We start from the raw sequence: 13,408 nt of genomic DNA on the forward strand, positions 1-13,408 counted from the left end.
CTCGCGAGCGCCCTCGCGATGCTCCGCACCAAGCACGCCGACCTGCCGTCGCGCAAGCACGGCAACCCGCCGCAGTAGAACACCGCACGCCCGGGAGCCGCCCGGCGTCCCCCACCCGCGCCCGGGCCCACCAACGGGGCACCGGGCCGCAGTACCCGGAAAGGCACGGACCGCACCATGACCGCCCAGCCCAACGGACCGACCCCGCCGCTGGCGCCGACCGAGACCGACCGGACGCTGCACTTCGCCGGTCAGGCCACGTTCGGCCGCATCCCCCGCATCGACCAGGTGGAGAAGGCGGACATCGCCGTCGTAGGCGTCCCGTTCGACGGCGGTGTCACCTACCGCCCCGGAGCCCGCTTCGGCGGCAACGCCATCCGCGAGGCCTCCCGCACCCTGCGCCCCTACAACCCGGCGCAGGACGTCTACCCGTTCCACTACAGCCAGGTCGCCGACGCGGGCGACATCAGCGCCAATCCGTTCAACACGAGCGAGGCGGTGGAGACCATCGAGGCCGCCGCCGACGAGCTCCTCTCCGGCGGCGCCCGGCTGATGACGCTGGGCGGGGACCACACGATCGCGCTGCCGCTGCTGCGGTCCGTGGCCAAGAAGCACGGGCCGGTGGCGGTCCTGCACTTCGACGCCCACCTGGACACCTGGGACGACTACTTCGGCCAGCAGTACACCCACGGGATGCCCTTCCGTCGGGCCGTGGAGGAGGGCGTCATCGACACCTCCGCCCTCTGCCACGTCGGCACCCGCGGCCCGATCTACGGGAAGAAGGACCTCGACGACGACGCCAAGCTCGGCTTCGGCATCGTCACCTCGGCGGACGTGATGAGGCGCGGGGTCGACGAGATAGCCCAGCAACTGCGCGAGCGGGTCGGTGACCGGCCCCTGTACATCTCCATCGACATCGACGTCCTGGACCCCGCGCACGCCCCGGGAACGGGCACCCCGGAAGCCGGTGGCATGACCTCCCGCGAACTGCTGGAGATCCTGCGCGGCCTCGCCGACTGCCAGTTGGTCTCCGCCGACATCGTGGAGGTCGCACCGGCCTACGACCACGCCGGAATCACCTCGATCGCCGCGTCGCACGCCGCGTACGAGCTGATCACCATCATGTCCAAGCAGATCGCCCCCGTCCGTTGGGGCATGGCGAAGTAACCGACTCGGGAGGGGCCGGCCCGCACGGGGCGCCGGCCCCTCCCGCACGCGCGAATTTACCTGACTGAAATCCTCGGGACGCCGCAAGCCGACCGGGCTCGGCCATACTTGCCGACGGGCGTCGACCCACGCCGACTTCGCCTCACCGTTTCCCTATTCGGCGCGCACCCCGGGACGACACGGATAGCATTTCCGATGCTTCGTGCTGCCCGCGTAAGTAAGAGGCGGATAAACCGACGCGCCTTCCGTCGGGCGCGATCGTAAATACGCCAAGGGGCGCGGTTCCGATTAGAATTACCTGACGCGTACGCCCCCGTCATCATTTCGTTCATTGAGTTCACGGGATACGACGCGGACCGGTCGCCGGCGGCGCGGTCCCGGGGCGGGGCGGTCGCATGCCGAACGGTGACGTCGGGCCAAGTTAGGAAAGTTTACTTACAGTGTCAAGCTCGGCCGGCCGGCTCCGCAGGACGGGCCGGGAGTCCCAACCCCACCACCCGCCCGGCCCGTTCACCCGCCGGTCGTCCGGCGTGCGCCGCTCGGACGTGTGCGGGGGTGGGGTTTGTCGGTCGGGCGTGCTTTGCTGGACGCATGATCGATGAATTTCTGGCCCGTGACCTGTCCGCCGTGGAAGAGGCCGTGCGCAAGGCGGCGGCCGTGGAGATCATGCCCAGGTTCCGGCAGCTCGCCGACCACGAGGTGGACCAGAAGAGCGGTCCCCACGACCTCGTCACCGTCGCCGACCGGCTCGCCGAGGAACACCTCACGGCCTCGCTGACCAAGCTGCTGCCCGGTTCGGCCGTGGTCGGCGAGGAGGCCGTGCACGCCGACCCGGACGTCTACCGCGCGCTGCGCGCCGAAGCCCCCGTCTGGATCGTCGACCCGGTCGACGGAACCCGGCAGTTCGTCAACGGCGACCCCGCCTTCTGCACCCTGGTGGCGCTGGCCCTGCGCGGCGAGATCCTCGCCTCCTGGACCTTCGCCCCGGCCCTGGACGAACTGGCCACCGCCGTGCGCGGGCAGGGCGCGTACGTCAACGGCGAGCGGATCCACAGCGGTTCGCCCGAGCCCGGCGCCGAACTGCGCGTGGCCACGGCCCACCCGCTGTACACGACGGAGGAGGAGCGGCGGATCCTCGCCCGGCTGGAGGTCCCCGGTGTCGCCGTCCGACCCTGTGGTTCGGCCGGTCTGGAGTACCTGAAGGTGGCCCGCGGGGAGATGGACGCCCTGGCCTTCAACTGGCCCTCGGCCTGGGACCACGCCGCCGGCCTCCTGCTGATCGCCGAGGCGGGCGGTACCCAGAGCACCGTCGACGGGGTGCCCTTCCGGGTGGACCGCGACAACGCCCTCCCGTTCGCGGTCGGCCGTGACGAGGCCACGACCGTACGCGTCCGGGACCTGCTGCGCGGAGCGTAGGCCCGCCGCGGGGCCCCGGGAGGATCCGATCGGCGCGGGCGGCGCAATAGGGTGGGGTCAGTGCCCATCGGACGAAGGAGTCGCAAGTGCCGCCGATTCTCGATGCGGTCGTGGTGGGGGCGGGGCCCAACGGCCTGACGGCCGCCGTCGAACTGGCCCGCCGAGGCCACTCCGTGGCCGTGTTCGAGGCGGCGGACACCGTCGGCGGCGGCGCCCGGACCGAGGAGCTCACCCTCCCGGGCTTCCGGCACGACCCCTGCTCGGCGGTCCACCCCCTGGGCGCCGGATCGCCGGTGTTCAGGACGATGCCGCTCGACCGGTACGGACTGGAGTGGCTGCACGCCCCGCTCCCGATGGCTCACCCCTTCGACGACGGCACGGCCGCCGTGCTCTCCCGGTCCGTCGCCGAGACGGCCGCCTCCTTCGGGCCGCGGGACGCGGGCGCGTACCGGCGCCTGGTGGAGCCGTTCCTCGGCAAGTGGGACACCCTCGCCCGCGACTTCATGTCCCTGCCGAACACCGCGCTGCCCCGGGACCCGGTCACCCTCGCCCGGTTCGGGCTCACCGGACTGCCGCCCTCCACCTGGTTGCTGCGCCGCTTCCGCGACGACCGGGCGCGCGCCCTGTTCGCCGGGCTGGTGGCGCACGTCATGGCTCCGCTGAACGGCATCGGGACCGGCGCCGTCGGCCTGGTCTTCGCCCTCGCCGCGCACGCGGGCGGTTGGCCCCTGCCGCGCGGCGGATCGCAATCCCTCTCCGACGCCCTCGCCGGATACCTGCGCGACCTCGGCGGCACCCTGCACACCGGCTTCGAGGTCAAGCGGCTCGACGACCTCCCGCCGGCCCGCGCGTACGTCTTCGACACCTCCCCGACCGCCCTGGCCCGCATCGCCCGGCTGGGCAGCGCCTACGAGGGCTACCGGTACGGGGCCGCCGCCTTCAAGATCGACTACGCGTTGGACGGGCCGGTGCCCTGGACCGCGGAGGACCCCCGCCGGGCCGGCACCGTCCAGATCGGCCCCCGGACCCGTGACATCGACGCCGCCCTGCAACTCGCCTCCGGCGGTCGCCCCCCGCGCAACCCCTTCCTCATCGCCGCCCAGCCCAGCCTCGTCGACCCCGGCCGGGCCCCCGAGGGCAAGCACGTGTTCTGGGTGTACGGACACGTCCCGTCGGGCTGGGACGGCGACCTCACCGAGCCCATCGAACGGCAGCTGGAGCGCTTCGCCCCCGGCTTCCGCGACCTCGTACTGGCCCGGGCCACGGCAGGTCCGCCGCAGCTCGCGGCCCGCAACCCCAACTACGTCGGCGGGGACATCGCCTGCGGCGCGGCCTCCGGCCTCCAACTCCTGCTGCGCCCGAAGCTCACCCTGTCCCCCTACACCACCGCCCACCCCGCGGTGTTCCTGTGCTCCTCGGCCACCCCGCCCGGCCCCGGCGTCCACGGCATGTCCGGCCACAACGCCGCCAAGGCGGTCTGGCGCCACCTGCGAAAGGCCTCCTGATGGTCCGCATCGCCCTCGTCCTCGGAGACATCACCGCCGAACCGGCGGACGCGATCGTCAACGCCGCGAACTCCTCGCTGCTCGGCGGCGGGGGAGTGGACGGCGCCATCCACCGGCGCGGCGGCCCCGAGATCCTGGCCGCCTGCGAGGACCTGCGGCGCTCCCACTACGGCAAGGGCCTGCGGACGGGCGGGGCGGTGGCCACCACGGCGGGGCGCCTGCCGGCCGAGCACGTCATCCACACGGTCGGGCCGGTGTGGTCGCGGGAGGAGGACCGCTCCGCGCTCCTCGCCTCCTGCTACCGCGAGTCCCTGCGCGTCGCCGACGAACTGGGGGCCCGTACGGTCACCTTCCCCGCCATCTCCACCGGGATCTACGGCTGGCCGATGGACGACGGCGCCCGCATCGCGGTCGAAACGGTGCGGGCGGCCCGCACCGACGTCGAGGAGGTCCGGTTCGTGCTCTTCGACGCGACCGCCCACGCGGCCTTCGAGGCGGCCGTCGGGGGCCCGGAGGTCGACCGCGCGTAGGGACCGGCAGGACCGGCAGGTCCCGCAGGAGACGGCCCGCCGTCACCGCCCCCGCGCGGACCCGCCGGGGGAGGGGCGCGGGTAGGTCCGGGACTGCTTCACGCTGCCGTAGGCGAAGCTCGACTCGATCGAGGCGATGCCGGGAATGGCGTGGATCCGGTGGCGGACCAGGGCCTCGTACGCCTCCAGGTCCTCGATGACGACGCGCAGCAGGTAGTCGCTGCTGCCCGCCATCAGGTAACAGTCCTGGATGTGCTCGATGACCGCGACGTGCTCCTCGAACACCGCGACCGCCTCCGCCGTGTGCCGCTCCAGGCGGATGCGGACGAAGACGGTGACGGGGAGCCCGAAGGCGACCTGGTCGACCATGGCCGTGTAGCCGCGGATCAGACCCGCCTCCTCCAGTCGGCGGACCCGGCGCAGACAAGGGGACGGGGACAGCCGGACGCGGTCGGCCAGGTCCTGGTTCGACAGGCGTCCGTCGGCCTGCAATTCCCGGATGATCTGCAGATCGACGGCGTCCATGGACCCTCCCGGGGTGGTTCTTGGCAGATTCTGCCCCAAACGTATGTCCGAGCGACAGAACTGGCAATCGGCTGCCCCGGCCCAGGCCCTAGCGTTGCGAGGGAACGGACCAGACCGGTCCGCTCTCACAGGCTGGAGCAACTTCGTTGGTCGCGACCACAACCACCGGGGCGGCCGCTCCTCTCGACGCGGTGGGCCCGCAGGCCGGCAACCCCGGCCGCCGCGGGCTCTCCCCCCAGGCACAGGGCATGGCCGCCCTGCTGGTGACCGTGGCGATCTGGGCCGCCTTCGCACTCAGCGCCCGAGCCCTGAGCGCCTCCACCCTCCTGCCCGCCGACGCGGCCCTGCTGCGCTTCGGCGTCCCGCTGGTCGTCCTGCTCCCCGCGCTGTGGCGGCGGCGGGCACGCATCGCGGCGGTCCGCCCCGGCCCCGCCATCAAGATCGTCTGCGGCGCGGGGGTGCCGTTCTTCCTCGCCGCCATGCACGGCGGCGCCCTGACCTCGGCCGCCTTCGTCGGTTCGATCGTCCCCGGCATGGTCCCGCTGTTCGTCTCCGCCCTCATGGCCGCCCGCGGTCGCGGTCTGCCCCGCGGGGCGCAGACCGCCGGCCTGGCCCTGATCGCGACCGGGGTGGTGGCCCTCGTCTGGCGCCACGTCGTCCCCGTCGACACCGACGTGCTGGCCGGCGCGGGCACCCTCCTCGTCGCCAGCGGGCTCTGGGCCCTCTACACGGTCGGCCTGCGCGACGTGGACCTCGACCCCGTCGGCTCGATCGGCCTGCTCTGCCTGCCCTCCTTCGCCGTCATCGCCCTCCTGGTCCTGACCGGGGTGCTCCCGACCGGCATCGCGCACGCCGAGGGCGGCGACATCCTCCTGTTCCTGGTGGTGCAGGGGCTCGGAGTGGGCCTGTGCGCGGGCCTCCTGTACGCCTTCGCCATCCGCAGGCTCGGCGCCGAGCGCGCCTCGGTCGTCGGCAGCCTCAGCCCCGTCGCCGTCGTCCTGCTCGCCGTGCCGCTGCTCGGTGAGAAGCCGGCCCTCGCCGTGCTCGTCGGCGTCCCCCTCATCACCGCCGGCGTGGTCCTCGCCAACCGCCGTCCCCGCCCGCACGCCCGCCCGCGACCCGAGGTTCCCGCAGATGCTTGAGCTCCTTCCCCCGCCGCCCACCGACCCGCTGTGGGACCTGACGTACGAGTTCGGCACCGACGAACGCCCCGAGCGGCTGAACCTCGTCCTCGGCGTCTACCGTGACCCGACCGGCCGCACGCCCGTCATGGCGGCCGTCCGCGAGGCCGAGATCCTGCTCGCCGAGCGATCCGACTCCAAGGAGTACCGCGGGCTCTCCGGCAACGCCGGCTTCAACCGGGCCCTGCTCTCCATGGTCCTCGGCCCCGACGGTCCGGCCGACCGGGCCGCGGCCGTCCAGACCGTCGCCGGCTCCGGCGCGCTGCGGCTGCTGGCCGACCTGATATGCCGCACCCGCCCCGGCACGACCGTGTGGATCAGCGATCCGGCCTACGTCAACCACCGGCCCATCCTGGAGGCCGCCGGCCTGACCGTACGCACCTACGCCTGGCGCGACGCCGAGGGCGGCTTCGACGCCGACTCGGTCCTGCGCGACCTCGGCGCGGCGCGGCACGACGACGTCGTCCTGCTCCAGGGCTGCTGCCACAACCCGACCGGCGCCGACCCCTCCCCGCGGGACTGGGCGGCCCTGGCCGAGCTGGCCGCCCGCAACGGCTGGGTCCCCTTCGTCGACCTCGCCTACCACGGGCTCGGCGACGGGCTGGAGGCCGACCTGGCCCCCACCCGGATGCTCGCCGCGCGGGTACCGGAGATGCTCGTGGCCGTCAGCTGCTCGAAGAACTTCGGCCTCTACAGCGACCGCACGGGCTGCGCCATCGTCATCGGCGCCTCGGCCCGGTCCGTGCGGCACGCCGAGACGGCCCTGCAGAACGCCGCCCGGACCCTGTACTCGATGCCGCCCGAGCACGGCGCCGCCGTCGTGACGACCATCCTGGAGGACGAGCGGCTGCGCCGCTCCTGGGAAGCGGAACTGGACCTCATGCGGGGCCGGATCACCGCCAACCGGTCGGAACTCGCCCAGCAGCTCGACGCGTTGGGCTGCGAGGTCCAGGCCGGGGCGCTCGCGCGGCAGAAGGGCATGTTCTCCATGCTGCCGCTCACCTCCCCCCAGATGCTCCTGCTGCGCAGGCAGTTCGCCATCTACGGCACCACCTCCGGCCGCGTCAACATCGCGGGGATCCCGCCCCACCGGATCCCCTGCCTCGCCCGGGGCATCGCGGCCGTCCTGGACCCGGCCGAACTCCCGCTCCGGGCCCGGCTCGCGTACTGAGCCCCACGCCCCCGCACGGGTGCGCCCACCAGCAACGGCCCGGGAGCCGACCGCCTTTCACGGCACATTTCGGTGAATTCGTAGAAGTTACGTGAAAGGCGTGGCCGAAATCCCTCCGGGACCGATGGCGGAAACGTTCGGGGAATGGCCGGATGGAACTCGTCGCACGGATAAGGGTGTCGGGCGTGTGGCATCATGGCCGCGTCGTCGCCCCGGAATCGGAACCCTTCGGACGCCGTGGTGCCGAGGCGGAGGGGGTTCCATTCCCTTTCCGGGCCGGCCGGTACGGGGCCGGCGGCGTGGCCGGACGGGTACGGCCGGGCAGGGGTTCGGCGGAGGACTGAGGATGAAGTTACCTGGCTCTGCGTCATCGACGTCCGAGGACAGAAGGCTCCGGCGCCGCCTGAAGAAGGTCCGCCACACCTGCGAGGAGCTCCTCGCGCAGTGGGGCATGGAGCACGGGTGCGGCATCGACGAACTCCACCGCCATCTGACCGAACAGCGCAACCGGCCCATCCATTTGATATCCACGCCGTTCCCCGAACGCCACCTGTTCGGCATATGGCTGAAAATGGATGACTTCGACGTCATCGTGTACGAGAAAGCCGCGTCCTCCTCACACAAAGAACACATCATCGCGCACGAACTGGCGCACATCGCCTTCGATCACAACGGTTCCCTGCAACTCGCCGGCGGCGATTCCGGCCAGCTGATTCCCGACGTCGACCCCGCCGCCGTACGCGGCATGCTGATGCGTTCCCGCTACAGCGACGACGAGGAACAGGAAGCCGAGACGATGGCCTCGCTGATCCTCGCGCGGGCCGCGAAACGGTGGACCGAACCAGCCTGGGGCGTCCCCGCCGACGCCGCCGAGATCGTCGCCCGCATCGAGAACGGACTCGGCAAGCCGGACCAGGGGTGCCTGTGATCTACGGGATCCTCGCCTGGATCTGCGCCGTCGTCGGCATCGCCGCCTTCGCCTACCGCCTTCCGGACCTGCTGCGCAGGAAGAACGACATCGCCCTGTGGGCGCTGTGCACCTACTTCCTCTGTTCCGGGATCAGCTTCCTGGTCGACCTCGACCTGCTGCGGCTGCACATCTCCGGATTCTTCGGACTGCCCAACATCACCTCGCTGATCACCCAGGTCGCGGTCGTCATCCTGACCGCGGCCCAGCAGGTCGTCCTCGTCTACTGGTCGTCCCCGCCCGCCGAGGCCCGCCGGATGGCCCGCCGCCGCGTCCTGTTCTTCGCCGCCGCCCTGTGCGTCCTCGTCCCCACCTCGCTGGCCGTGGGCCCCGCCGCCAAGTCCGAGACGGCCACCTCCACGATCCTGCTCAGCATCCAGGACGGCCGGTACGCCCTGTACATGTCGTTCTACCTGCTGATCTGCGCCATCGGACAGTTCGAGACCGTACGGCTGTCGCTGCGCTTCACCAGGATGGCCAACCGCCAGTGGCTCGCCGTCGGCATGCGCACCGTCACCCTCGGCGCGAGCCTGATCCTCGTCTACTGCGTGACCCGCGGCATCCAGATCGCGGGCACCCGGCTGGACTTCGACGGAGCCGCCCTCGATCCCATCCAGTGGACGAGCGGAAGCGTCGGCGCCCTGCTCCAGATCATCGGCTGGACCATCCCCTCCTGGGGCATCCGCGTCACCCGCGCCCGCGGCTGGATCCGCAGCTACCGCTCCTACCTGCGGCTGCGCCCGCTGTGGTGGGCGCTCTACGAGGCGTCGCCGGACATCGCCCTCGACCCGCCCCGCTCCCTGCCCCGCGACCTCATCCCGCCCCGCGACCCGCACTACAGCCTCTACCGGCGCGTCATCGAGATCCGCGACGGCCAACTGATGCTCCGCACCTCCCTCTCCCTCGCGGACTTCGCCCGCGTCGCCCGCTCCCTGAACCTCCCCGAGGACCCCACCTCGCCCCTGGGGGAGGCCCTCCAGGTGCGCGCCGTGCTCAGCCGCCCCGCGCAGGAGCGCGCGGAGCAGGCCGACGCCGCCGACATTCCCGTCCGCCCGCCGTACGAGGACTTCCGCCAGGAGGTGGAGTGGCTGACGGAGGTCGCCTCTTCCTTCACGAGCCTCGGCCGACGCGGCGAAGGGGCGATCGAGGCGGGGCTCCTGTCGTGAGCGCCCCGAGTCACCCCGAGTCCGCACCCCCCGCGACGGCCCCGGCCGAGGACCCGCGCACACCGCTCGGCCCGGCGCTGGACACGATCCGGCGGCTCGTCGCCCTGGACACCGAGCGGGGCGCCACGGCCGCCGTGCCCGCCGTGCGCGAGACCCTACGGCGCTTCCCGGAGCTGTCGGCCGACCCCGCGAGCCTGCACGCCGAGGACGGCGACCTGCTCGCCGCGCTCGCCGAGCTCGCCGAGGTCATCGGCTGGATCCTCTTCGACGCCGGCCTGCACTCCCCGGCCCGGCGGATGAACGCCCGGGCCCTGGCCCTGGCCGGGCTGTGCGGCGACCGTTGGACGGCGCGGCTGGTGCTGCTCAACCACAGCATGCTCGAAGCCCACACCGGCCGGCCGCGGGCGGCCCTGGCGAGCGCCGCCCGCGTCGGCGGCCCCAAGCCGTTGCCGGCCCGGGTGCACAGCCTCGTCCTGATCCGGCAGGCCCACGCCATCGCGATGCTCGGCGAACGCCGGGAACCCCTCGCGCTGATCGGCCGCGCCCGGAGCCGGTTCCTCGACGGCGTTTCCCGCCGCGACCCGCACTGGGCCTGGTGGATCGACGAGAGCGAACTCCTCGGCCACCGCGGCTGGGTCCTCGCCCGGCTGCGGTACTGGGACCGGGCCATCCCCCTCCTGCACGCCGCGGCCACCGCCCCCGGCCCGTCCTACCGGCACCTGTTCACCGCCGAACTCCTCGCGGCCCTGGTGCGCGCCGGCGCCTGGAACGAGGCCGAGGACCTCGTCGCCGAGCTCGCGCCGCGCGCCGCCGCGATCGGCTCCGCGCGGACCACCGGGACCCTGCGCCGGACGGCGCGGGACGTGCGCCGGTCCGGGCGCGCGCCGGGCCGCCTGAAGGACGCGGCGGTCCACCTCCTGGAGTCCCTGCCCGCCTGAGCGGCGCGGGCCGGACCCCGGGCACAGCCCCCCCCATCGCCACCCCCCTCCACGAACGACAGACAGGGATTGAAGACACATGCGCCAGATCCGGATACCGCTGCCCGCCGCCGCCCTCTTCGCGGTGGGCGCGCTCCTCTTCGCCGTGGGAAGACCCGTGGCCGACGTCGCGTTCGAGACACGTGCCACCACGGCCGCCGCGGAGCAGCAGTCCGCCTCCTCGGTGGGCAGCCCCTTCGTCTCGACGCACCTGTACTTCGGCACCGGCCGTCACAACGGCAACCCGCCGATCACCGACGAGCAGTTCATGAAGTTCGTGGCCGACGTGGTCACCCCCCGCTTCCCTGCCGGCCTGACCCTCCAGGAGGGGCGCGGCCAGTGGCGGGACAAGGAGGGCGACATCAACGGCGAGCGCTCCTTCGAGCTGACCGTGCTCTACCCGGTGAGCGAGGCGCACCGCCGCAACATCGACATCGAGTACATCCGTCGCCTCTACTGCAAGATGTGGGAGCTCGAGTCGGTCGGCCGGGCCGACGTGCGGGCGCAGGCCGACTTCTGACCCGGCCGGCGGCCGCCCGTGGCAGGGCGGGCGGCCGTACACGGCAGGGGCGGGCGTACCGGGCCGGTGGCCGTGACGGGCGGGTGGCCGTGGCGGGCGGGTGGCCGTGCCGTCCCCGCCCGGCTCCGCCCCGACGCGCCGTCCCATGCCCTCGGATAGGGTGAATCGGAAGCAAACAGGCCCCCCGGGGTGAGGTCGGTGCGTTGGACACTTACCAGTCGACGAGCGAGGTGCCCGATCAGCCGATGGCGGCGGTCGGATACGCCGGCGTACTCCGCGAGCTGCTGCCGATCGCCCTGTGGCGGGAGGACGCGGACGGCCGCATCGTGGAATGGTCACTGGCCGCCCAGGACCTCCTCGGGCACCGTCCCGAGGACATCCTCGGCAAGCCCGGCACCTCCGTGCTCGTCCCCGAGGCCAACCGCGAGCTCGCCGGCGACCTGACCCGCCGCGTCCAGGCCGGGGAGACCGTCGTCGGCACGCTGCCCGTCCGCCACCGCGACGGGCACCGCGTGGTGATGGAGATGTGGATCGTGCCCGCCGCGGACCCGCAGGGCCGCACGGGCGCCCTCCTGATCGCCGTCGAGACCTCCGAGGTCCTGCACATGCGGGACTCCCTCGCCGCCCTCCAGAGCCTCTTCACCCAGTCCCCGATCGGCCTCGCCACCCTCGGCCCCGACCTGCGCTTCCTGCGGGTCAACGACGCCCTGGCCCGGATGAACGGCGTCCCGGCCGCCGACCACCTCGGAAAACGGCTCACCGAGGTCGTGCCCGGGGTCAACGCCGCCGCGCTGGAGGCGACCATGCGGCAGGTGCTGGAGTGCGGCAGCGCCGTCGTCGACGTCCGCCGCACCGGCCGCACCCCCGCCGACCCCGAGCACGACCGCACCTGGTCCTGTTCGTACGCCCCGCTGCTCGACGGGAGCGGCCGCCGCCTCGGCCTCATCGCCTCCCTCATCGACATCACCGAGGGCCAGCGGGCCCAGCTGGAGGCCGAGCGGGCCCGCACCCGCTTCGCGCTCCTCGCCGAGGCCGGTACCCGCATCGGCACCACCCTCGACCTGCGCCAGACCGCCCGGGAGATCGTGGACCTGCTGGTCCCGCAGCTCGCGGACTCCGCCGACGTGCAGATCCTCGAAGCGGTCCTCGACCCGGACGAGTCCGCGGCCTCCACCCGCGGGGTGCTGCGCCGACTCGCCGCCACCTTCCCCGACCCGACGGCGCCCACCGCGAAGCTCACCGCCGGTCAGACCTTCCAGGTCCCGGCCGGGACGGTCTACGAACGGGTCGTCACCGAGGGCGTACCGATGGCCCTGTACGCCTCGGACATCCCCGCGCTGATCACCGACCCCCGCGCACAACCCCTGCGCGACTACCTCGCCACCCTCGGCTCGGCGCGCATGGTGCCGCTGGTCGCCCGCGGCACGGTGCTGGGGGCCGTGGCCGTGACCCGGGTCCGCGAACGCGAGCCGTTCGACGAACAGGACGGCGTACTGATCGACGAGCTCGTCGCGCGCGCCGCCCTCAACATCGACAACGCACGGATGTACACGACGCAGCGCCAGGCCGCCCGCACCCTCCAGCGCAGCCTCACCAACAGCGCCCTCCCCGAGGTCCCCGGCCTGGAACTGACCGGCCGCTACCTGCCCGCCAGCGACCACGACGTCGGCGGCGACTGGTTCGACGTCATCCAGCTGCCCCGGGGCCGCACCGGCCTCGTCATCGGCGACGTGATGGGCCACGGCATCCACGCGGCCGCCGTCATGGGACAGCTCCGCACGGCGGTACGGACCCTCGCGCGCGAGGACGTGCCGCCCGCCCGGCTGCTGCGCTCCCTCGACGCGGTCGTCGCCGACCTCGGCGAGGACGAGATGGCCACCTGCGTGTACGCCGTCCACGACCCGGCGACCGGCGGCTGCGTGATCGCCCGCGCCGGGCACCCGCCGCCCGCGGTGGCCTCCGCGGACGGCACGGTCACCTTCCTCGACGGGCCGTCCGGCACCCCGCTCGGCACGGGCGGACACGACTTCCGCACCGAGGAGGTGCCGCTGCCCCCCGGCAGCCTGCTCGTGCTGTACACGGACGGCCTCATCGAGGCCCGCGACCGTGACCTCGACGAGGGCATGGAGCGCCTCGGCCGGGCGCTGCGGCGGGCCGCACAGCCCCTGGAGGAGCTGTGCGAGGGAATCCTGGCCCAGCTGCTCCCCAGTGCCCCCCAGGACGACGTGGCGATCCTCCTGGCCCGTACCAGGGCCTGCTGAGGTTCGAGCGGCCGGATCCCGC

At 73.0% G+C, this 13,408-nt stretch carries 12 protein-coding genes; 11 read left to right on the forward strand and 1 reads right to left on the reverse strand.

Annotated elements, in window-relative coordinates:
• The first annotated feature begins 177 nt into the window (after positions 1–177).
• The 4 genes from speB to NOD94_RS14755 all read left to right on the forward strand — a co-directional run bounded on the left by speB (position 178) and on the right by NOD94_RS14755 (position 4,618).
• The gene (gene speB, locus NOD94_RS14740; RefSeq protein WP_281206355.1) at positions 178–1,167 is read left to right on the forward strand and encodes an agmatinase; all 990 of its coding nucleotides are present in this window, start codon (positions 178–180) and stop codon (positions 1,165–1,167) included.
• Between the two features lie 591 nt (positions 1,168–1,758).
• Entirely contained in the window at positions 1,759–2,583 is an 825-nt protein-coding gene (locus NOD94_RS14745; protein WP_281206356.1) for an inositol monophosphatase, read from the forward strand.
• Positions 2,584–2,669: 86 nt separating this feature from the next.
• Positions 2,670–4,088, forward strand: coding sequence for an NAD(P)/FAD-dependent oxidoreductase (locus NOD94_RS14750; RefSeq protein ID WP_281206357.1), 1,419 nt, complete (start codon positions 2,670–2,672; stop codon positions 4,086–4,088).
• On the forward strand, positions 4,088–4,618 hold the full coding sequence (locus tag NOD94_RS14755; protein WP_281206358.1) for an O-acetyl-ADP-ribose deacetylase: 531 nt from the start codon (positions 4,088–4,090) through the stop codon (positions 4,616–4,618). The genes NOD94_RS14750 and NOD94_RS14755 overlap by 1 nt, the downstream gene beginning before the upstream one ends.
• A 42-nt stretch (positions 4,619–4,660) precedes the next feature.
• Here NOD94_RS14755 and NOD94_RS14760 read toward each other — a convergent pair whose 3' ends face one another.
• Positions 4,661–5,143 carry an Lrp/AsnC family transcriptional regulator gene (locus NOD94_RS14760; protein WP_281206359.1) on the reverse strand — a complete coding sequence of 161 codons (483 nt, stop codon included), beginning with the start codon at positions 5,141–5,143 and terminating at the stop codon, positions 4,661–4,663.
• 146 nt (positions 5,144–5,289) lie between these two features.
• Here NOD94_RS14760 and NOD94_RS14765 point away from each other — a divergent pair, with 146 nt between their 5' ends.
• The 7 genes from NOD94_RS14765 to NOD94_RS14795 all read left to right on the forward strand — a co-directional run bounded on the left by NOD94_RS14765 (position 5,290) and on the right by NOD94_RS14795 (position 13,386).
• A complete protein-coding gene (locus NOD94_RS14765; RefSeq protein WP_281206360.1) occupies positions 5,290–6,285 on the forward strand; it encodes a DMT family transporter in 996 nt (331 codons plus the stop codon).
• Positions 6,278–7,495 carry an aromatic amino acid transaminase gene (locus NOD94_RS14770; RefSeq protein ID WP_281206361.1) on the forward strand — a complete coding sequence of 406 codons (1,218 nt, stop codon included), beginning with the start codon at positions 6,278–6,280 and terminating at the stop codon, positions 7,493–7,495. The genes NOD94_RS14765 and NOD94_RS14770 overlap by 8 nt, the downstream gene beginning before the upstream one ends.
• 346 nt (positions 7,496–7,841) lie before the next feature.
• Complete coding sequence (locus NOD94_RS14775) at positions 7,842–8,423, forward strand: toxin (protein ID WP_281206363.1); 582 nt, start codon at positions 7,842–7,844, stop codon at positions 8,421–8,423.
• Positions 8,420–9,628 (forward strand): MAB_1171c family putative transporter, encoded by a 1,209-nt coding sequence (locus NOD94_RS14780; RefSeq protein WP_281206364.1) that lies wholly within the window; start codon positions 8,420–8,422, stop codon positions 9,626–9,628. Before NOD94_RS14775 ends, NOD94_RS14780 begins: the two co-directional genes overlap by 4 nt.
• Positions 9,625–10,566 (forward strand): DNA-binding protein, encoded by a 942-nt coding sequence (locus NOD94_RS14785; RefSeq protein WP_281206365.1) that lies wholly within the window; start codon positions 9,625–9,627, stop codon positions 10,564–10,566. The genes NOD94_RS14780 and NOD94_RS14785 overlap by 4 nt, the downstream gene beginning before the upstream one ends.
• 79 nt (positions 10,567–10,645) lie before the next feature.
• Positions 10,646–11,125, forward strand: coding sequence for a DUF3574 domain-containing protein (locus NOD94_RS14790; RefSeq protein ID WP_281206366.1), 480 nt, complete (start codon positions 10,646–10,648; stop codon positions 11,123–11,125).
• A gap of 203 nt (positions 11,126–11,328) precedes the next feature.
• Positions 11,329–13,386: a SpoIIE family protein phosphatase gene (locus tag NOD94_RS14795; protein WP_281206367.1), complete on the forward strand. Its 2,058-nt coding sequence runs from the start codon at positions 11,329–11,331 to the stop codon at positions 13,384–13,386.
• Positions 13,387–13,408: the final 22 nt, after the last annotated feature.

This window comes from Streptomyces sp. Isolate_45, assembly GCF_024721315.2.
Classification (GTDB): Bacteria; Actinomycetota; Actinomycetes; order Streptomycetales; family Streptomycetaceae; genus Streptomyces.